Here is a 20,551-nt window from a genome sequence, read left to right as displayed (position 1 = left end):
AAACGTAGGGGGCGGCGCCGGTTACAAACAGCCGGCGCAGGCCCTTTGCATCATAGGAGTTTTGCACGGTCGTTCAAGCACGGCACCGGCAGAGTGAGAACCTCACCCCTTTATTTCCCCTTTGCGAATGGCAATCTTGATGGCCTGGGCGGTGGTTGCCACGCCCAGATGCCGACGGGCCGAACGCAGGTGATTTTCCACTGTACGGCCGGACAAGCCGAGCGTGGCGGCAATGTCGGCCTGCCGCCGACCGGCGGCGACCCACGCCAGCACTTCGCGCTCACGGTTCGACAGTTTGCCGGACGCCTCGTCCAGCGGCGCCTCAAGCAATCGCCGGGCGGAGTAAAACGCCACCGAGGCGAGCATGCCCAGTGCCAGACGAACCCGCGCCGAGGCATCGATCTGTTCGCCGCCCAGGCTCATGGCGCCTTCAAGCCCCTGCGGGCCGAAGACCGGAATCTGCAAGCCATGCACGCCCGGGCCACTGGGCACTCGAACCAGCCGATAAAGTTCGCCGCTCTCCTCCTGCACCTTGCTCCAGAAGAAGGATTCGCGGGCGTCCAACAGGTGGCGAGTCACGGGGCAGCGCTGAACGTAGGTCTCGGCGTCGACGCCAGTACCCTCACCAAACCAGTCGCCTTCCACCCAGTAAATGCGCTCGACCACGTCCTCCGACGCCGAGGTGGCGGAGAACAGGACGAACCGATCGTAACCATAGGCCCCGGCGAAACCGCGAACGGCCTTCTGGATCGCCACTAGCGTGGGCGCCGCCTCGATGTCGAGGGCGGCGCGCAAGAGTGCCTCGGCAGGTCCGGAGCTCACCCCGACGTCACCTCTTTGAGGAGCGCGGCCGCCGCCAGTTTGCCCAGTGCGTTGCCCGCCAGCGGACTGTCACCGGTCAGCAGTTTGCGATCCTGGAGAGTGGCCCCGGAAATGTCCTGGTTAGTGATTTCCACACCGAGTGCCTGCAACTGCTCGCCGAACTTCCAGGTCAGGTGGCCGGGCATGTAACCGATGTCGGGGGTTGTCGCGTCCAGGGCATCGGGAAAGGCGCAGATCCGGTAACCGTTGAAGATGCACGACTCTTTTGTTTCACCGAGGCCGGCCGCCAGCAGCGCCGCCGGGCCGTGGCACAGAGTGATGACGAATTTGTCCTTGGCGACGGCCCATTGCAGGATCTTTTTCACGTCCTCGCTTTCCGGCAGGCCGATCAGCGCACCGTGGCCGCCGGGAATGAACACACCGATGTAGTCCGAGTCCTCGCCCAGCGCTTCTTCGATCACGTGGGACAGCTTGAGTGGACGCTTGAACTGATCGCGGTATTGCTCGTAGAAGCCCTTCACTTCGGCGTCTTCGGAGGGCATGGCCCAGAATTCGAACTTGACCGGATTGCCCGACAGCGTCGCGACGTCGAAGCCGAAACCGGCCTTGTCCAGGTGATACATCGGCAGCAGGGTTTCAACCGGGTGATTGCCCGTGGAAAACATGGTGCCGTTGTCGGTCAACAGATAGCGCTCGTCCGCACCGATCATCAGAACCTTCCAGCGCCCGCCCTCGTAACGGTTGGGGTACTCGGCATCACTGAGATCGGATTTGGGCGAAGTGAACTGGCTGAGGGAGTACGGCGAGGGGAAAAACGCGTTGTCCTCGGCCGGATCGGGGGTTGGGCGCTTGTCGTCAGTCTGCGTGGTAGCCATGGTGCTCTCCATCGAGTGGGTCAACGTCGGAGTTCATGCTAGTAAGGCGTCAGCGTTACAACAATGAGGGTTTTCCCTCAAAAGATCATGCACTGAACCTGCAGCCCCTCAATGTGATCGATAAGTGGCAGAATCCCGCAACTGATGAATTCGGAGACCCCCAATGCTTCGCCTGTTTGAACAACGGCTCGACCCCTTCCCGCCCGACGAAGCGCCGCCACCGCCGGTCGGTCTGGCGCGGTTCCTGTGGGCCTGCACCCGCGGCGCTCGCGGTTATATCCTCGCGCTGGCGCTGCTCAGTGCCGGTGTGTCGATCTACGAAGCCTGGTTGTTTTCCTTTCTGGGTCAGGTCGTGGATCTGCTCTCGACCTGGCAGGCCGGCGGTGATGCAAATGGCCAGGAGAGCCGCGTGCTGTGGGGCATCGGCCTCGTGCTGCTGACCAGTGTCGGGCTGGTGGCGCTGCGCACCATGGTTCAGCATCAGGTCTTGGCGATCAATTTGCCGTTGCGTCTGCGCTGGGATTTTCATCGGCTGATGCTGCGGCAGAGCCTTTCATTCTTTTCCGACGAGTTTTCCGGCCGGGTCACGACCAAGGTGATGCAGACCGCACTGGCCGTGCGCGAAGTGCTGTTCACCGTCATCGAGATCGCACCGGGCATTGGCGTCTATTTCATTGCGATCATCGCCCTGGCCGGCGGTTTCGCCCTGAAACTCATGCTGCCGTTCATTGCCTGGGTCGCGCTGTTCGGGCTGGCGATGCTGTATTTCGTGCCCCGTCTGGGCCAGGTCGGCCAGGAACAGGCCCACGCGCGGTCATCAATGACGGGGCGGGTGTCGGACGCCTACACCAACATCACCACCGTGAAACTATTCTCCCACTCCAAACGTGAAGCGCACTTTGCGCGGGCGGCAATGGAGGACTTCAAGCAGACCGGTTTCCGCCAGATGCGTCTGGTCAGCCAGTTCGAGATCGTCAATCAGGCGCTGGTGGTCGGGCTGATCATGGGCGCCGGCGGCTACGCCTTGTGGCTGTGGCATCAGGGCGAAGTCGGCACCGGGGCCGTGGCGGCGATCACGGCCATGGCGCTGCGCATCAACGGCATGTCGCACTGGATCATGTGGCAGATGACGTCGCTGTTCGAAAACATCGGCACGGTGCAGGACGGCATGGGCACCCTGACCCGTGGCCCCAAGGTGCAGGATGCGCCGGACGCCGGGGTGCTGGTACCTTCCGGCGGTGCCGTGGAATTCGACAACGTGAGCTTCAACTACAACGGCGAACGCCAGGTGCTCGACGGCTTGAGCCTGAGCATCCGACCGGGGGAAAAAATCGGTCTGGTGGGCCGCTCCGGCGCCGGCAAATCCACACTGATCAACCTGCTGCTGCGCTTCTATGACGTGGATCGCGGCGAGATTCGCATCGACGGCCAGAACATCGCGCAAGTAACGCAGGACAGTCTGCGCAGCGCGATCGGCATGGTCACTCAGGACACCTCCCTGCTGCACCGCTCCATTCGCGACAACATTGCCTACGGCCGACCGGACGCCACCGACGAACAGATCCAGCGCGCGGCGGCCAATGCCCAGGCCGACGGCTTCATCAACCAGCTCAGCGACCGTCAGGGCCACACCGGCTATGACACGCTGGTGGGCGAGCGCGGCATCAAGCTTTCCGGTGGCCAGCGCCAACGCATCGCCATCGCCCGGGTAATGCTCAAGAACGCGCCGATCCTTCTACTGGACGAAGCGACAAGCGCCCTGGATTCCGAAGTCGAAGTCGCCATTCAGGAAAGCCTCGATGAAATGATGCAGGGCAAGACTGTCATCGCCATCGCCCATCGACTGTCGACGATTGCGGCGATGGATCGACTGATCGTCATGGATGAGGGGCGCATCATCGAGCAAGGCACCCACACCGAACTGCTGGCCAAGAACGGCACCTATGCGCGGCTTTGGCAGCATCAGAGTGGCGGGTTTCTGGGTGAGGATCAGGGCGTGGCCGAGGCGATGGATCAGGCGTAAACGGTGCTGCCCCGGTACTGCCGGGGCAGAAGACGAAGGCTCAGGCGCTCGGGTGGGTGTGGTAGATCTTGCTGACGATCGTCCACTTGCCGTCTACCTTCAGCAGGTTGAAGAAGTCGGTGAAACGGAACCCCGACACGTTGTCGGTATCGACCCGGGCACTCGCGGCCGTGCCGACGATGTCGATGCGAACGATGGCGGCTTCGGCTTCGGGGGATGGACGAAACGCGCTGTCGATGACGTCATACAGATTCTGGATCGCGCCGCCGACGAGCTTGCCGTCGTCAACCCCGAACATGGTCGCCTGCGCATTGAACGCGGGCTTCATCAAGGCGCTGTCAGCCTTTGCTCCACCTTCGTTGTACTGGCTGAGCACTTCGACGATTGCGTTGTATTCCTGCACGTAAGTTGGATGACTCATGATGAACTCCTGTTTGCTGTGAATGTTTTTTTCAATCAATCCGCCCTGCGCCGATCCGGTTCAGGGCGCACAAATCAATGGTCAGCCGTTGGCCAGTCGGTGTAGCCCTTGGCGCCGCCGCCGTAGTAGCTCTCGCGTGGCGCGATGGTCAGTTCGGTGCCCCGACGCAGGCGCTCCACGAGGTCGGGGTTGGAAATGAACAGGCGCCCGAACGCCACCGCGTCAATCCGGCCCTGCGCCCGGCGCTTCAGTGCCATCTCTAGGTCGTAGTTGTTATTGCCTATGAAGGGGCCTTCGAACTGCGCGCTCAATGCATCCAGATCAACGCCATCAGGAACCGTACGCGAGGTCGCGGTGGCGCCTTCGACGAAGTGCAGATAGGCCAGATTGAGTCGGTTGAACTGCTGAATCAGATATCCGTAAGTCGCCATGACATTGCTGTCGGGAGGCGTGTTTCCGGCATCGGGCGTTACCGGCGAAAGACGAATGCCGACGCGGTCGCTGCCCCAGATCGAAATCACCGCTTCAGTGACTTCAAGGGTCAGTCGGGCGCGGTTCTCAATGGTGCCGCCGTACCGGTCAGTGCGCTGATTGGTCGAGTCACGCAGAAACTGGTCGAGCAGATAGCTGTTCGCCGAATGAACCTCCACGCCATCAAAACCGGCACGCCTGGCATTTTCAGCGGCGCGCTTGTATTGCTCAATGATGCCGGGAATCTCCGAAGTCTCCAGCGCCCGGGGCGTCGACACTTCGACAAAGCCGTTCTCGGTGTAGGTGCTGCCTTCTGCCTTGATCGCCGAGGGGGCAACGGGAGCAGCACCGTCGGGCTGTAACTCGACGCTGGAAAAACGCCCCACGTGCCACAACTGGCTGACAATCCTGCCACCTGCGGCATGGACGGCGTCCGTGACTTTTCTCCAGCCCGCCACCTGCGCGTCCGACCAGATCCCCGGCGTCATGGCGTAGCCGCGCCCCTGCGCCGAAATGTTTGTAGCTTCGGCAATGATCAAGCCGGCACTCGCGCGCTGTGCGTAGTAAGTAGCGTGCAGTTCGTTCGGAACACCGTCTTCAGCCATCCGGCTGCGAGTCACGGGCGCCATGACAATCCGGTTGGCCAATTGCAGGGCGCCCATTTGCATGGGAGAAAAAAGATCCGTGTTGCGACTGTTATCAATCATGTTGCATACCTTCAATATCAGACCGGTCGTCTAGTAACTTGATGAAAAAAATCGCCTGTACATCAGCAGGCGTTTACTCGTGCAGCGCCGTCAGTGCTCCTTGTGATCGTCAGGCCTTTTGTACGTCCGGGCGGGTACGCGAAGACTCAAGAGTCACCCTCTCCCACTTGGCGATCACCAGGGGCGCAATCGCATTGCCCAAAACATTCAGGGTGGTGGTGCCGCTGTCGATAATCCTGAAGATACCGGCGATCAGTGCCACGCCCTCCAGCGGGAGACCGGCAGACGCCAACGTGGCCGACAGGATGACGATGGCGAATCCAGGCACCCCGGCAGCGCCTTTGGAGGTCAGCACCATGGTCACCACCAGCAGAATTTCCTGAGAAAGCGACAGATCGATTCCATAAAGCTGGGCGATGAAAATTGTCGCCACGCCGAGGAAGATCGACGCGCCATCGAGGTTGAACGCGTACCCCACTGGCACCACAAAACTGACAATTCGCCGTGGCACGCCATAGTTCTCCAGCTTGCTCATCAACTGCGGCATGACCGCTGCGGAGGCAGCACTGGAGAAAGCAAGAATCAACTCGTCGCGGAAATACCTGATCAACTTGAAGATGTTCTCGCCGATCAGGTAACTGATTCCTCCGAGCACTACCAATGCGAAGACGATGAGCGCCAGATAAACCACTCCAATCAACTTGAGCAGGGGCAACAATGAGGCAAAACCGAAGGTCGCGACGGTCGCACCGATCATGCCGAACACCCCTATCGGGGCATAGGCCATGACGATCGAGACGATCCTGAACATCGCATCTGAAATGCCTTGGACCAGCGCAACCACAGGTGCACTTTTCTCCCTGGGCAATGCGTTGAGCGCGACACCGAACAACACCGCGAAGAACAGCACAGAAAGCAACTTCGCCTCGGACATCGCCACCAGAACGTTATCCGGAACGATGTTTTGCATAATCACGAGCGCGCCCTTCGAAGGCTCCATCGTGATGGCGGCAGCACCGTGTGCGATGCCCGAAATATCGGTGCCCGTACCGGGTTCGAAAAGGTTCGCGAAACACAGGCCGATCACGATGGCCAGACCGGTGATCGCAAAGAAATAGCCCAGCGACTTGATGCCCATCCGGCCGAACGACTTGTTATCCCCGCCTCCGGCGATACCCAGGATCATGCAACAGAACACGATAGGCACGACCACCATCTTCATCATCTTGATGAAGATATCGCCAAGCGGTTTCAGGATCTCCGTGCTGACCCACGACTGATACTGCGGATGGGTATTGAAGTACCAACCAACGAGCACGCCAAGCAACAGCCCGGCAACGATTTGCCACACCAGGGGAATACGTTTCATGTCTAGCCTTCTTGTTGGAATGAAAGGACTGCATCAATCGGCAGTTGCTAGAGTCATGAGCTTCCAGCTCACTTGAGATCAAATGGCACAACGCCGTTGTGCCATTGCGTTTCTTACTTGGCGAAGAGCTGACTCATATCCTTGAAGGCCTTGAATTCGAGGGCATTGCCGCAAGGGTCGAACAGGAACATGGTGGCTTGCTCGCCAACCTGTCCTTTGAATCGAATGTAAGGTTTGATCACAAATTCGGTACCGAAAGACTTGAGGCGCTCTGCCAGCGCTTCCCACTCTTCCCATCCCAGGATGATGCCGAAGTGAGGAACAGGAACGTCGTGCCCGTCGACCGGGTTGCTGTGAACGCTTTCCTGAGAAGCGGTTTTCGGGTGCTCGTGAATCACCAGTTGGTGCCCGTAAAAGTTGAAGTCGACCCACTGGTTGCTGGAACGCCCCTCTTCCAGGCCGAAGACTTCACCGTAAAAAGTGCGGGCTGCGGCCAGGTTGTAAACGGGGATGGCGAGGTGAAAGGGTGAAAGGCTCATCAGGACTCCGATACGTTTTTTGTGGTTGATGAGCACATCGTAGGGCGACACTGACAGCAAAAAAATCAATATATATTTCTCAGAAACACAACTAATATTTGTGAATGATAAAAGAACTCAAGACCCTCATTGCCGTCGCCCGGGAAGGCACTTTCGCGGCTGCCGGCAACCGGATCGGCCTCACCCAGGCAGCAGTGAGCGCCCAGATTCAACGTCTGGAAGCCGAGCTCGGCTTTGAAATATTCGACAGAAAAGGACGCTCGGCCCACCTCAACAGGATGGGCCAGCAAGTCCTGCTTCAGGCGCAGGAGCTGCTTCGTCTTTACGACAACCTGGGATCGACCACCGTCGGTCTTTCCACCAGCATTCTGGTCAACGTAGGCGCAATCGCCTCAGTCCAGCGATCGTTTCTCCCGGACGCACTCGCCAGGTTCCACCAGCAGTGCCCGGAATGCCGAACGCGTGTCGTGCCCGGTCTTTCCATGGAGCTGGTGAACCTGGTGGATACTGGCGAAATCGACATGGCGGCGATCATTCGGCCGCCCTTCTCGCTTCAAAGCGATCTGCGCTGGACCACACTGGCGCTTGAACCCTACCGTCTGATCGTGCCCAAGGACGTACCGGGAGAAGACTGGATCGAACTGCTCTCAAGCCTGCCGTTCATTCGCTATGACCGCTCTTCATTCGGCGGCAGGCAGGTCGATCGTTTCCTGCGACAGATGCATTTCACTTTGCGTGAAGTCTCTGAGCTGGATGAGCTGGAGGCCATCATCAGGCTGGTGGAGAATGGCGTAGGGGTCGCGCTCGTGCCGCAGACGGCCACCCATCAGCAATGGCCGTCAGGGGTGCGGGCGCTCGATCTGGGCCAGCATACTTTCCATCGTGATATCGGACTGGTGCACAGGCCTCGGCGAAGTTTCACCGAACCTGTACGGACTTTGGCTGAACTTATTCTCGAGCAATTCAAGGTGGCGGCTGAGTGAGGGTCGATGGCTCACCCCTCAACAAGCCGCCCCGCAACCCACGCACGACTATACCCAAGCACCCTCCCCGCCAACCCCAGCGGAAAATGAATCACCCCATGTGCGGTTTCCGGCAACAGATGTACCTCCACTTCCGCTGCCCTACCCCAACGCTCAGCCAACTCAAGCGTGTCATCCCTGAGCGGATCCAGTTGCGCAGCGAACATCAACGCTGGCGGAAAACCGGTGAAGTCACCGTACAGCGGTGACAACGGCGCCTGCCGGCGTTCTTCATCGTTCAATCCCGGAGTGAGCATTTGCAGCGCTTCAACCATCCCCGGCCCGTCCAGCAGCAAGGTATCGGGCCCGGCGTTGCGTACGCTGGGGGTTCCGGTCAGGTCGTAGACGCCGTAATACAGCAGCGCCCCGCTCACCCGTTCGAGCAGGTCCGGCCACTGTTTGAGTTGCAGCAGGGTCGCGGCGGCGAGGTGGCCGCCTGCCGACTCGCCCACGACGATGACGGGCAGGTTCGCAAACTCCCGGCAGTCATCGCTCAGCAGCCAGCGGGCCGCCGTGAGGCAGTCCTGCATGGTGCCCTCGATCGGAGTCGAGACCACAAGCCGATAGTCGACCGAGATCACTGCTACGTCGCAGGATTTCACCATGGCGATATTGAGGGGGTCGTTCATCTGCGCGTTGCCGATGACCCAGCCGCCGCCATGAAAATCCAGCACCACGCCTTTGGCCTTTGTCTTTGGCCGAATAATCCGCACCGGCACTGATGCGCCGTCGACACCCACCACTTTTCGTTCGGCCTCGAGCCCGTGCTTGAGCAACTTTCTTGCGCCGCCCAATTGGCTTAGTCGCAACAGCAACTGAATCGCCCGTGGCGTGATGCGATTGCGGATACGAAAGCGCGGCAGCCGGGCAAGCTTGCGGTTGAACGCGCGCAATTGCGCCAACTCGTTATCGTCTGCGGGCCAGTCCATTGATTTCTTCATTTCGTCCTCTTTATTCGGGCGTTGCGCAGAATGGAAAAATATCAGCGCATTGGGTCTGTGGCTGCCTTGATACCCGGAGCAACGCAAAAAGCTCATTGGCCGTTTGTCGCCCCGTTGATAGGAATAGGCAATGATCAAAGACAAACCGACATAGGTGAGTGTTCCTTCGATGGATACCATGAGCTGAAACCGCATTCACGGGAGCCCGTCATGACCACCACCAAAACCCTCTTCATCACCGGCGTCAGCAGCGGCTTCGGCCACGCGCTGGCCAAGGAAGCGCTGGCTGCCGGCCACCGCGTCATCGGTACCGTCCGCAACGAAGCCGACCTGCAAGCCTTTCAGGCGCTGTCCATCGACAACGCGTACGGCGTGCTGTTGGACGTCACAGACTTCGACCGCATCGAAGGCGTCGTGGCAACCGTCGAAGCGACCCACGGTCCGGTCGATGTGCTGGTCAACAACGCCGGCTACGGCCACGAAGGCATTTTCGAGGAGTCGCCGCTGGAGGACATGCGCCGCCAGTTCGACGTGAATGTGTTCGGCGCGGTCGCCGTGACCAAGGCGTTTGTGCCGTTCTTTCGCCAGCGGCGGGCCGGCCATATTCTCAATATCACGTCGATGGGCGGCACAATCACCATGCCGGGTATCGCGTACTACTGCGGCAGCAAGTTTGCGCTCGAAGGCATCTCCGATACCCTGAGCAAGGAACTGGCGCCGTTCAATATCTTCGTGACCGCCGTCGCACCGGGTTCATTTCGAACCGACTGGGCCGGTCGTTCGATGCAGCGCACACCGCGCAGCATCGCCGACTATGACGCCAGTTTCGATCCGGTGCGCAAGGCCCGCGAAGACAAAAGCGGCAAGCAGCTCGGCGATCCGCGCAAAGCGGCGCAGGCAATGTTGCAGATCATCGCCAGCCCTGCTCCGCCAGCGCATTTGTTGCTGGGCAGCGATGCATTGAACCTGGTGCGCGACAAGCTGAAACGCGCCGCCAGCGAGATCGATCAATGGGAAGCGCTGACCCGTTCCACCGATCATTGAACGGCCCACAGAGAGAACCCGATGAAACAGGTCGACCCGAGCACTTCGCGCATGGTGCAGCTCATGGAGACGCTGGCTCCGGTCGAGGGCTATAACCTCAGTGCGTTGGAGGGCGTGCGCTTCCTGCGCTCGAACCGACCACTGACCCGCTCGCCGGTGCTGTACGACCCCGGCATCGTGATTCTCTGTCAGGGACAGAAACGCGGGTATCTGGGCGATGACGTTTACGTCTATGACGCCCAGCATTACCTGGTGGTATCGGTTCCGATCCCCTTCACCATGGAGACCGACGCCTCTGAAGACGAGCCAATGCTCGCGATCTACATGCAGCTCGATTTCCAGGTGGCCAGCGAGTTGATGCAGCAAGTGGATGAGGTTCACGGCCCGAGTGATGCGCCACCCAAGGGCATGTTCGCCTCGCCGATGGACGACCGCCTGCGCGCATCGACACTGCGCTTTCTCGAAGCCATGAGTATTGCGGGTGAAGCGCAGATATTGGGGCCGTCGCTGTTGCGGGAAATCTACTACCGCATCCTGACCGGCGAACAAGGCGGCTCGATGCGCGCCGCACTCAATCGGCAAGGGCACTTCGGCAAGGTGACGCGGGCGATCCGCAAGATCCACAGCAGCTATCAGGAGCGTCTTGACGTCGAGCAACTGGCCCGCGAAGCGAGCATGAGCGTGCCCAGTTTTCACCTGCATTTTCGCAGCGTGACGGACGCCTCGCCCATGCAATACCTGAAATCGACGCGCCTGCATCAGGCGCGACTTTTGATGTTGCGCCATGCCATGACTGCCTCAGCGGCGGCATTCAGCGTCGGCTATGAAAGCGCTTCGCAGTTCAGTCGCGAGTTCAAACGGTTCTTCGGCCGAACGCCGCAAGCGGAGATTGAGTGGATGAAGGCAACGTACGCGTTGCCTGCGCCGACGTCGTCCTCGGATTATGTTTCGTCGCATTAGCCGATCAGGCCTCCACAGGTGACTGCGGGGTGTCGGGGTCCAGTTGCCGACGGCGGAACTGTCCAGGTGGCTGGCCGTGGATCTGGCGAAAACGTCGGGAGAAATAAGCTTCATCCGCAAAACCACACAGCCTCGCCACCTCGCCCACTGGCCGGGTTCCATTGAGCAGGTAATTGCGCGCCGCGTGCATTCTGCGCTCCAGCACCAGCTCGGTGAAGGTCTTGCCGATTTCCTTGCGCAGCCAGTGCGTGAGATAGGTCGGTGACAGATAGGTCGCCGCCGCGACCTTGATCAGATTGAGATCGGGGTCGGCAATGTTCTTGCGCAAATATTCGAACATCCGGCTCAGTGCATCCCGCCGACTGGCCTGTGCTGCGTTTTCTTCCGCCAGGCGCTTGAGCGGTTCGGCATACAGGACGCACACCTTGCCCACCAGTTGCAGCAGCAATCCCTTGAGCACTTCGCGCGTACCGAACTGACGATTCTCGTCCAGCCTGCGCATCTGTTCGATCAGGCCACAGACCTCGTTGAAATCCTCATTCCCCAGAATGAAATCCAGATGTTCCTGAAAGCGGAACGGCGACAGTTCGGGCGCCAGGAGAATCGATACCTCCTCCAGATCCATCGGGTCGCACTGCAAATGCGGCAACAGAAAGGTCTGGGAAAAGTTGATCACCATGAAATTGCTGTCCGCCGGATGCGGGATCACGTGCACACGGTGCGGCAGGATGAATGCCAGTGCGTTACGCGGAAACGGACGAACCGCGTTGCCAATGTGCTGCACCGTGTCGCCGCCGAGGTTGATCTGGATCTGGAAGTATTCGTGTCGGTGCGGGCCAGTCTCGGCGCGGCGACCTTTTTTGTCACGAATGTAGAAATCCATCATCTCGCTGCGTTGCTGCATGACGTAGGTGGGCACACGGCATTGTGACGTCATTTGTTGAGCATCCTCGACAGGTACTTGGGCAGGTTTTCCTGGCGTTGCCGAGTAATCGGCGTGGTTCATCTTGAAGGTTCGTCGCCGCCCCTTCAAGCAGTCATACGATGACACCAGACTCAGTGTTTTTTCTACACCGCCACTGCCAATGATCACTGTCCAAAAAACGCGACCGCAAAGTCATTGTTTTTTCCGTTTAAAAACAGTCGGATAGAAAACAAACCAGAGAGCATCCGGAAAATTCACTGTGTGGATTTTTTTGGACAGGTTTATCCGACGCGCCCTTCTCCGGAAAAAATGGTCTAACACCCTGATTGATTTCGAGAGGTTGTACGACCACTGTATTTCTCACGCCCAACCTCTTTCAAAAACAACAGAAGGTGCGCACGTCATGAATCCGCTATTGCTCCCCGCCGCCCCTCCCCAGCCTTTACCGACGATGCCAGCCGGAAGACGTCCCAGAACGTCTGACCCTGGCCGTTTGTGCCATTCGTTTCAACTTTCGATTGCCTTGCCTGCGGACAGCGGGCAACGGCGTCGGCTGTCCGCAAACAACTCGACACTTCTAACAATAACGAGGTCCACTCATGTCGAATTCGCACACCTCTCAAACCACCGCGCCCCCCTTGATTGCCGCCGACAGGGACGCCGTGTCATCCCGGCGACTGCCGACGCGGCGACGCTGGTTCATGCTCTCGCTGCTGCTGATTGCGACGATCATCAATTACATCGACCGGGTGAACATCTCGATCGCCGCCCCGTTCATGGCCAAGGACCTGGGCCTGGACAAGATTGAAATGGGGCTGATCTTCTCTGCCTTTGCCTGGACCTACGCACTCGCTCTGGTGCCGGCCGGATTTATCGCCGACCGCTTCGGCTCACGCTTCACCTATGGGGTTTCACTGATCAGTTGGTCGACCGTCACGGTGTTTCAAGGCTTCGCCACGGGATTCGCTTCGCTGTTCGGCTTGCGTCTGGCCGTCGGGGCGATGGAAGCGCCGGCATTTCCGGCCAACAGCCGTGCGGTGACCGTGTGGTTCCCGGCGCGGGAACGGGGCCTGGCCAGCAGTATTTACGTCTGCGGGCAGTACCTGGGAACGGCACTGTTTACCGGCGCCCTGCTGTGGCTGGCCACAACCTTTGACTGGCGCCATGTCTTCTACAGCACCGGCGCGCTCGGTATCGTTTTCGGGGTGCTGTGGCTGTATCTGTATCGCGATCCGCTGAACTGCAAGAAAGTCAGCAAGGAAGAGTTGAAATACATCGAGGCCGGCGGCGGCCTGGTCAAGAGCAGCCAGGAACGCACCCGTTTCAACTGGCGGCAGATCGCCGAGCTGTTCAGCTATCGCCAGGTCTGGGCCATTTGCATCGGCAAGTTCGCCAGCACCTCGGCGCTGTACTTCTTCCTCACCTGGTTCCCGACCTATCTGATTGAAGAACGCCATCTGACCACGATCAAGGCCGGGATCTTTGCCGTGATGCCTTTCGTGGGCGCAACGGTCGGCATCCTGCTCGCCGGCATCGTGTCCGACCTGTTGATCCGTCGTGGCTATTCAATGTCCTTCGCTCGGAAACTGCCGCTGGTAGTCGGGTCGATGCTGGGCATGTCGATCGTGCTGGTGAACTTCACCGACTCGAACGTCATCTGCATCGCCGTGCTGACCATTGCCTTTTTCGCTCAGGGAATCGCGTCGTCTTCGTGGGCGGCGGTGTCGGAGGTGGCGCCCAAGGAACTGATCGGACTAACCGGCGGGATCACCAGCCTGGCCGCCAACATCGGCGGGATCGTCACCCCGATCGTGATTGGCGCCATCGTCCACGCCACCGGCTCGTTCGCCTGGGCGTTCTGGTTCATCGGTGCCGTGGCGCTGATCGGCACTCTCTCCTACTCATTGCTGCTCGGTCGCCTGTACCGCATCGAGTTGAAAACGCGCTGAAGCCAGAACAACTGTTTTCTCCAATTGGAGGCGGCTTTCGTCCAACTTCGCCAGCGATTGCCGCCGTACGCTGCACTCTCACACAGGACTTTCAGCAGGATGAACATGACCGAATACGTCTTTACCCCGGATCTGCCAGTGACCTTGCCGATTGTCGGCAGCGAGCAACGCTTTCCCGTCGGACGCGTGTTCTGCGTCGGCCGCAACTACCCATGGCCGGACACCCTGGGCCAGCCGCGCCAGCCACCGGTGTTCTTCATGAAACCGGCAAGCAGCGTGGTGGACGCTGCCGGCGAAGTGATCTTCCCGTCACTGACCGAAGAGTTTGCCCATGAAATCGAGCTGGTCGTGGCCATCGGCGAAGGCGGCGCGCAGATCCCAGAGAGCCAGGCGCTGGCCTATGTCTGGGGCTACGCCGCCGGCCTGGATCTGACTCGTCGTGACGTACAGCGCCTGGCCAAGCGCGACGGTTTGCCATGGGAAGGTGCCAAGGTGTTTGACGGCGCCGCACCGATGACCGCCATTATGCCGGTCACTCGGACCGGTCGGCTCGAAGGGGAATTATGGTTGAGCGTGAACGGTGAAGAACGCCAGCGCGATCGTCTCGACAGCCAGATCTGGTCGGTGAGTGAAGTCATCAGCCGTATCTCGCAATCCGTAACACTCAAGGCCGGCGACCTGATCATGACCGGCAGCCCCGCCGGCGTCGATGTCTTGCAACCCGGCGACGTCATCAGCGCCGGGATCGACGGCATTGGCCAACTCGAAATGCGCGTCGGCCCACGGCCTTGAGTCTGTCCTTAAGTGATTGGAAAAAAGGAGAACAACAAGATGTCTGACACTCAATCCTTGAAAGTTGCCCTGGTGACCGGCGCCGGCAGCGGGATCGGCCGTTCGGTTGCACTGGGCCTGCTGGCCGACGGATACACCCTGGTGCTGGCCGGGCGCCGGCCCGAACCCTTGCAGGCGTTGGTCGATCTGGCGGCCGGCGAAGGCCGCGAAGCCCTGGCGGTGCCTACCGATGTACGCGACCCCGCCAGTGTCGATCAGCTGTTTGCAACCATTGCCGAAGTCTACGGACGCCTGGACGTGGTCTTCAACAACGCCGGGGTCAATGCCCCCGCCGTGCCGCTGGATGAGCTGACGTTCGAGCAGTGGCGAAACGTGATCGACACCAACCTCAATGGCGTTTTCCTCTGTGCCCGTGGCGCGTTCGGGCTCATGCGCCGGCAAGAGCCACAGGGTGGCCGCATTATCAACAACGGTTCGATTTCGGCGCACACCCCGCGTCCTTTCAGCAGCGCGTACACCGCCAGCAAACACGCGGTGCTGGGGCTGACCAAGTCACTGGCGCTGGATGGTCGGGAATTCAATATCGCCTGCAGCCAGATCGACATCGGCAATGCCTTGACCGAAATGTCGGTGCGCATGACCAAAGGCGTGCGCCAGGCCAACGGCAGCATCGCCGTGGAGCCGATGGTCGACGTCAAACATGTCGCCGACGCCGTGCGCTACATCGCCGGTCTGCCCCTGTCGGCCAACGTCCTGAACATGACCGTCATGGCCACCGCCATGCCGTTTGCCGGCCGCGGTTGAGCCGGCTTTTTTATTGCGTAAGTGAGGTTTACATGAAGCCAGAAGTCTTGCAGTTGAGCCCGATCCTGATTCCGGAAATCAATGCCCGTCTCGGCGAACTGTTCACGATCAGGCGTTATTTCGAGCAGGCCGACAAAGCGGCATATTTGCAGGAACACGGCGCCAACATTCGCGGCGTGATCACCGGTGGTCACACGGGCATCAGCCAGGCGCTGATGGCGCAACTGCCCAAACTGGAAGTGGTGGCGGTCAACGGTGTCGGCACCGATGCGGTCGACCTGGCCTACGCCCGGGATCGCGGGATCCGCGTGACCGCGACCATCGGGGCTCTGACCGAAGACGTGGCCGACCTGGCCATCGGCTTGCTGATCGCTGTGTGCCGTGGGCTGTGTACCAGTGACCGTTACGTGCGCTCGGGCCAATGGCCGCAGAGCCCGACGCCACTGGCCCCGCTGCCTTTGGCGCGGCAGGTGTCCGGCATGCGGATCGGCATCGTGGGCATGGGCCGGGTCGGCCGAGCGGTCGCCACCCGGGCGGCCGCGTTTGGCTGTCCGATCAGCTACACCGATCTGCAACCGATGAGCGATGTCAGCCACACCTTCATCGCCGACCTCAAGCAACTGGCCCGCGACAGTGATGCGCTGATTCTCGCGGCGGCCGCCGACAAGGCCGAGGCCATCATCGATGCCTCCGTGCTGCAGGCTCTGGGCAAGGGCGGCTACCTGATCAACGTCGCCCGAGGAAAACTGGTCAACGAAACCGATCTGGTGGCGGCCCTGACGGCTGGCGAGATCGCAGGTGCGGCGCTGGATGTTTTCGTCGATGAGCCCAACGTGCCTGAAGCCTTGTTTGCCCAGGAACAGGTGGTGCTGCAACCACACCGCGCCAGCGCGACCCTGCAGACCCGCACCCGCATGGGCGAGATGGTCGTGGCGAGCCTGGTGGACAGTTTTGCCGGAAGAACTCCGCCAGGGTGCGTGACCGGCTGAGCCTCACAGTTATCGGGGGCCGCTGCCCCCGATGATGGATTTCAGACCCGATCGGACTACAACGTGTAGGAAATGCCGACCTGCACCGTTCTCGGTGCCCCCGGATAGGCGTAGACGTTACCGAATGCGCCCTCGTCGTAGTCACGGTCAAACAGGTTCTTCAGGTCGAGGTTGAGGCGCACCTTGTCATTGACCTTGTAGTAGCTGAGCAGGTCGACAACGGTGTAGCTCCCCATCGAGAACGCGGTGTTCGCCGTTTGCCCCGCGCGCTCATCGACATATTTGAGGCCTGTTCCCAGACCCAGACCACTGAGGGCACCGTCCTGGAACTCATAGACATTGAGCAGGCTGAAGCTGTTTTTCGGGATGTTCATCAGTCGCGTGCCGGAGCGGATCACGTTGTCCTTGGTCACCTCGGCATCGACGTAGGCGTACCCCCCGATGACACGCCACTCGGGGGTCAGGTTGCCGGCGACATTGAGGTCAAACCCTCGGCTGCGCACTTCCCCGGCAGCCACGCTGAAAGTCGAGTCCACCGGGTCAGTGGTCAGGACATTGCGCTTTTCAATCTGATAGATCGCCGCGTCAACGCTCAACTGATGATCCAGCGCTTCCCATTTGACGCCCATCTCCCAGGACTTGCCTTTCTCCGGTTCGAAGCCGCCGCCCTGTCGGCTTGCGCCGGTATTGGGCTTGAAGGAACGCGCGGTGTCCGCGTAGACCGCGAGGGTGTCGGTCAGGTCGTAGGTCACACCGACGCGGGGCGTGACGGCATTGTCGCTGGCCTGCCAGTTTTTGCCGCCGGGCACGTAGGTTTCATAGTCGTGCTCAAAGCGCTCGAAACGTGCGCCGGCCAGGACTTTCAGCCGATCGGTCAGGGCCACCTGGTCCTGTACGAACGCGGCGTAGGTCTTGAGGTTTTCCTTGTCGTGGGTCGGGGTGCGCGTCAGTGCCGGACGGGGCTGCCCATACACCGGATTGAAGATATTGATCGGATAGGCACTGACCGCGCCGCTGGAGCGCTGGATGATCGACTGGTAGTCGTAGTCCTCGTATTCGATACCGGTGAGCAATGTGTGCTGCAGGCCGCCGGTGGAGAAGTGACCGGTCAGGTTGAGCTGAGTGTCCTTGTCGGTCCACTCCAGCTTGCGGTAGTTGAAATTTCGTCCCAGGGTCCGGCCGTCGGCGGCAATGCCGTTGGCTTCAATGGCATTGCCCTGCAAGGTACCGTCGAGCCACTGGAAGCCACCGCCGAGCGTCCAGTCCTCATTGAGCACATGCTCGAAGCGCAATTGCGCCATGTTGTTGTCGTTGTGCAATTTGCCAGCGTCCGGTTCACCGAAGAAGGTGTCACGGGAGGCAGTGCCGATCTGCCGGGGATAACGCGTCGCGCCCCGGTCCAGCGGATGATTGTTACGCATGAAGTCACCCTCGAAGATCACTCGGGTGTCATCGCTGGCTTGCCAGGTCAGCACCGGGGTCACGCCGTAGCGTTCGGTTTCGACGTGATCGCGGAAGGTATCGCCGCCCTCGCCCACCACGTTCAGGCGATAGGCCAGACGCCCCTCTTCATCAAGCGGGCCGGAAGCATCCAGGGTACCGCGGCGCATGCCTTGGTCATTCAACTGGCTGCCGAGTGTGACCGTGCGCTCGGGCAACGGTTGTTTGGAAACGACATTGAAAGTCCCGCCCGGATCACCACGGCCGTAGAGCATGGTCGCCGGCCCGCGCAGGACCTCAAGACGCTCGATGGTGTTGGCATCCGGCATGTTCGGATAACCGCGGTTGATCGGGAAACCATTGCGGTAAAACTCGCCGGTGGTAAATCCGCGCACGGTGAACGTGGTCAGTCCCTGGCCGCCGAAATTGTTGGCTCGCCCTACGCCGCCCGCGTAATCCAGTGCGTCCTGCAGCCGGGTAGCATCGATGTCTTCGACCGCGTCTTTGGTGACGACACTGATCGACTGCGGGGTTTCATGGATCGAGGTGTCGGTCCGCGTGGCACTGGCCGAACGGGTCGCGCGATATCCGTGTACCGGGCCGTCCGCTCTTTCGTAATCCGCGGTACCGACCACATCGGTTGCCTCCAGCTCCAGAGCTGACGCTGTTGAACCGGAGGGCTCGGCCCACGCAAAGGGAGACAACGTTTGCAACACACAGATGGACAGCAGAGTTCGACGCATGGAGGGAGAACCTTACAGATAGGCCAGAACGAAGGGGATAACTGCCAGCAAAACGCGGCGGATGGTATACCACCCGCCGCGCAATTGATAGGCATTCCCATTCGTTTGTGCGACTGACTCTCGACCGCTTGCGTCTACTGCTTTCTCACACGCTCAGAAGGCGCTTCGTGGTCGCCATAGACGTACTCAACGATTGCCCCGTGCGTTGCAGTTTGTTCAGCAGACTGGCCCCCAGCCACAGCTGATACAGGGTTTCAGCCAGTTGCCGAGCATCGCCCTCAGGCAAGCTTTTTTCGACCTGGCCCTGTTCGATGCACTCGGTGATGCGCGCCACCACTCGCTCGGCGCCATCACGCAAGGTCAGGCGCATGGTTTCGGAAAGGTCAGCCACCTCGGCACTGAGTTTCACCACCAAGCATTCGTCGCCATGGCCTTCCAGGGTGCAGCGATCCTGCCAGCCCTGCCAGTAATCCATCAGCCGTTCGTGGGCGCTCAGGCCGGGCAGCGTCAGGCGTCGCTCCATGTCCGCCAGATAGTCGACGAAGTAATCCTCGAGTAAGGCCTGGCCGTACAGTTCCTTGGATTTGAAGTAGTGATAGAACGAACCCTTGGGCACGCCGGCGGTCTGCAGGATCTCGTTCAGGCCGACACTGGTGAAGCCTTTCTCGGCCATCATCCGGTGGCCGGTGTCGAGCAAATGTTGGCGGGTGTCGTCGTAGGTCGGTTTCATGGGGCACGAATTACCAGGCAATAGACCAGTCGTTTATCTCAAAGGAACGCGAGTTTGCCACACCTGTCCATGAAAAACCTTCGAAGAAAAAATTACTAGACGACTGGTCTAATTGGAAACTATGCTGCGCCCCTACAAACTTTTCCCGGTGTCGATCCTGTGCGAATCCCTTGCTCATGAACGCTGCCAGACCAACCCAGGGTGCTCTATGAAAATCTTGATGGTTTTGACTTCCCACGATCAACTCGGCAACACCGGCAAGAAAACCGGCTTCTGGCTCGAAGAGTTCGCCGCCCCCTACTACGCCTTCAAGGACGCCGGCGCCGACGTCACCCTGGTTTCGCCCGCCGGCGGTCAGCCACCGCTGGATCCGAAGAGCGACGAGCCCGATGCTCAGACGGCTGAAACCGACCGTTTCCGCCAGGACCCCACCGCGCAGCAGGCACTGGCGAACACCGGCCGCCTGGCCGACGTCCGCGCCGAAGATTTCGATGCGGTGTTTTATCCAGGTGGCCATGGCCCACTCTGGGACCTGGCCGAAGACAAGCATTCGATTGCCCTGATCGAAGCCTTCGCGCGCAGCAACAAGCCCCATGGCTTCGTCTGCCATGCGCCGGGGGTGCTGCGTCATGTCGTCGACGCAGACGGTAAACCGCTGATCCAGCAGCGTGAAGTGACCGGTTTCACCAATTCCGAAGAAGCAGCCGTCGGTTTGACGGACGTAGTGCCGTTCCTGATCGAAGACGAGTTCCAGCGTCTTGGCGGTCGCTATTCCAAAGTTGCGGATTGGCAGGTTCATGTGGTGACTGATGGAAAACTGGTCACCGGCCAGAATCCTGCCAGCTCGGCAGCTGTCGCCGAACAACTGTTGAAACTGCTCAGCTGAGGCGTCACTCCGCACCTTCAACTTGATCCGAACACCGTGTGCGTGTTGCACGGTGTTCTTTTTTTCGCCCACCAAATAGTCGACTGGTCTAATAAACCC

Annotated in this window: 19 protein-coding genes; 9 read left to right on the top strand and 10 right to left on the bottom strand. The window is 60.1% G+C overall.

What is annotated here, in order from left to right:
• Positions 1-102: 102 nt before the first annotated feature.
• Both PDR5_RS11950 and hchA read right to left on the bottom strand, forming a co-directional pair.
• Positions 103-822, bottom strand: coding sequence for a PA1136 family autoinducer-binding transcriptional regulator (locus PDR5_RS11950; RefSeq protein WP_064595619.1), 720 nt, complete (start codon positions 820-822; stop codon positions 103-105).
• Positions 819-1,697: a glyoxalase III HchA gene (gene hchA, locus PDR5_RS11945; protein ID WP_064595617.1), complete on the bottom strand. Its 879-nt coding sequence runs from the start codon at positions 1,695-1,697 to the stop codon at positions 819-821. The genes PDR5_RS11950 and hchA overlap by 4 nt, the downstream gene beginning before the upstream one ends.
• Positions 1,698-1,860: 163 nt before the next feature.
• Here hchA and PDR5_RS11940 point away from each other — a divergent pair, with 163 nt between their 5' ends.
• Positions 1,861-3,720, top strand: a complete 1,860-nt coding sequence (locus PDR5_RS11940) for an ABC transporter ATP-binding protein (RefSeq protein ID WP_064595614.1) — start codon at positions 1,861-1,863, stop codon at positions 3,718-3,720.
• A gap of 40 nt (positions 3,721-3,760) precedes the next feature.
• On the opposite strand, the gene PDR5_RS11935 is transcribed toward PDR5_RS11940, so the two are convergent.
• From PDR5_RS11935 to PDR5_RS11920, 4 genes are all read right to left on the bottom strand, one after another.
• On the bottom strand, positions 3,761-4,141 hold the full coding sequence (locus PDR5_RS11935; protein WP_039771019.1) for a nuclear transport factor 2 family protein: 381 nt from the start codon (positions 4,139-4,141) through the stop codon (positions 3,761-3,763).
• 74 nt (positions 4,142-4,215) lie between these two features.
• Complete coding sequence (locus PDR5_RS11930; protein ID WP_064595612.1) at positions 4,216-5,319, bottom strand: alkene reductase; 1,104 nt, start codon at positions 5,317-5,319, stop codon at positions 4,216-4,218.
• Between the two features lie 109 nt (positions 5,320-5,428).
• Positions 5,429-6,688, bottom strand: coding sequence for a cation:dicarboxylate symporter family transporter (locus PDR5_RS11925; RefSeq protein WP_064595611.1), 1,260 nt, complete (start codon positions 6,686-6,688; stop codon positions 5,429-5,431).
• 113 nt (positions 6,689-6,801) lie between these two features.
• On the bottom strand, positions 6,802-7,227 hold the full coding sequence (locus tag PDR5_RS11920; RefSeq protein ID WP_039771195.1) for a VOC family protein: 426 nt from the start codon (positions 7,225-7,227) through the stop codon (positions 6,802-6,804).
• A 104-nt stretch (positions 7,228-7,331) separates the two neighbouring features.
• On the opposite strand from PDR5_RS11920, the gene PDR5_RS11915 reads away from it, so the two are divergent.
• Positions 7,332-8,210 (top strand): LysR substrate-binding domain-containing protein, encoded by an 879-nt coding sequence (locus tag PDR5_RS11915; protein ID WP_064595608.1) that lies wholly within the window; start codon positions 7,332-7,334, stop codon positions 8,208-8,210.
• Between the two features lie 11 nt (positions 8,211-8,221).
• On the opposite strand, the gene PDR5_RS11910 is transcribed toward PDR5_RS11915, so the two are convergent.
• On the bottom strand, positions 8,222-9,190 hold the full coding sequence (locus PDR5_RS11910; RefSeq protein WP_064595605.1) for an alpha/beta hydrolase: 969 nt from the start codon (positions 9,188-9,190) through the stop codon (positions 8,222-8,224).
• A gap of 210 nt (positions 9,191-9,400) precedes the next feature.
• Between PDR5_RS11910 and PDR5_RS11905 the strand changes: the two genes are divergently transcribed.
• The gene (locus PDR5_RS11905) at positions 9,401-10,234 is read left to right on the top strand and encodes an oxidoreductase (RefSeq protein WP_064595603.1); all 834 of its coding nucleotides are present in this window, start codon (positions 9,401-9,403) and stop codon (positions 10,232-10,234) included.
• 21 nt (positions 10,235-10,255) lie between these two features.
• The gene (locus tag PDR5_RS11900; RefSeq protein ID WP_064595601.1) at positions 10,256-11,194 is read left to right on the top strand and encodes an AraC family transcriptional regulator; all 939 of its coding nucleotides are present in this window, start codon (positions 10,256-10,258) and stop codon (positions 11,192-11,194) included.
• 4 nt (positions 11,195-11,198) lie between these two features.
• Here the strand turns inward: PDR5_RS11900 and PDR5_RS11895 are convergent, their stop codons facing one another.
• Complete coding sequence (locus tag PDR5_RS11895; RefSeq protein ID WP_064595599.1) at positions 11,199-12,131, bottom strand: helix-turn-helix transcriptional regulator; 933 nt, start codon at positions 12,129-12,131, stop codon at positions 11,199-11,201.
• Between the two features lie 587 nt (positions 12,132-12,718).
• Here PDR5_RS11895 and PDR5_RS11890 point away from each other — a divergent pair.
• The 4 genes from PDR5_RS11890 (at position 12,719) to PDR5_RS11875 (ending at position 16,653) form a co-directional block, all read left to right on the top strand.
• Positions 12,719-14,068 (top strand): MFS transporter, encoded by a 1,350-nt coding sequence (locus tag PDR5_RS11890; protein ID WP_064595597.1) that lies wholly within the window; start codon positions 12,719-12,721, stop codon positions 14,066-14,068.
• Positions 14,069-14,167: 99 nt separating this feature from the next.
• Positions 14,168-14,860, top strand: coding sequence for a fumarylacetoacetate hydrolase family protein (locus PDR5_RS11885; RefSeq protein WP_064595595.1), 693 nt, complete (start codon positions 14,168-14,170; stop codon positions 14,858-14,860).
• Between the two features lie 39 nt (positions 14,861-14,899).
• Positions 14,900-15,664 (top strand): SDR family oxidoreductase, encoded by a 765-nt coding sequence (locus tag PDR5_RS11880; RefSeq protein ID WP_064595592.1) that lies wholly within the window; start codon positions 14,900-14,902, stop codon positions 15,662-15,664.
• Between the two features lie 32 nt (positions 15,665-15,696).
• On the top strand, positions 15,697-16,653 hold the full coding sequence (locus PDR5_RS11875) for a 2-hydroxyacid dehydrogenase (RefSeq protein WP_064595590.1): 957 nt from the start codon (positions 15,697-15,699) through the stop codon (positions 16,651-16,653).
• Positions 16,654-16,709: 56 nt separating this feature from the next.
• Here the strand turns inward: PDR5_RS11875 and PDR5_RS11870 are convergent, their stop codons facing one another.
• Complete coding sequence (locus PDR5_RS11870) at positions 16,710-18,836, bottom strand: TonB-dependent siderophore receptor (protein ID WP_064595588.1); 2,127 nt, start codon at positions 18,834-18,836, stop codon at positions 16,710-16,712.
• A gap of 145 nt (positions 18,837-18,981) precedes the next feature.
• A complete protein-coding gene (locus tag PDR5_RS11865; RefSeq protein ID WP_064595586.1) occupies positions 18,982-19,566 on the bottom strand; it encodes a TetR/AcrR family transcriptional regulator in 585 nt (194 codons plus the stop codon).
• Positions 19,567-19,774: 208 nt separating this feature from the next.
• Between PDR5_RS11865 and PDR5_RS11860 the strand changes: the two genes are divergently transcribed.
• The gene (locus tag PDR5_RS11860) at positions 19,775-20,452 is read left to right on the top strand and encodes a type 1 glutamine amidotransferase domain-containing protein (RefSeq protein WP_064595584.1); all 678 of its coding nucleotides are present in this window, start codon (positions 19,775-19,777) and stop codon (positions 20,450-20,452) included.
• Positions 20,453-20,551: the final 99 nt, after the last annotated feature.

The organism is Pseudomonas sp. DR 5-09 (assembly GCF_001655595.1).
In the GTDB taxonomy this organism is placed as follows: Bacteria; Pseudomonadota; Gammaproteobacteria; order Pseudomonadales; family Pseudomonadaceae; genus Aquipseudomonas; species Aquipseudomonas pharyngis.
This window is presented reverse-complemented; position numbering and strand designations above follow the sequence as displayed.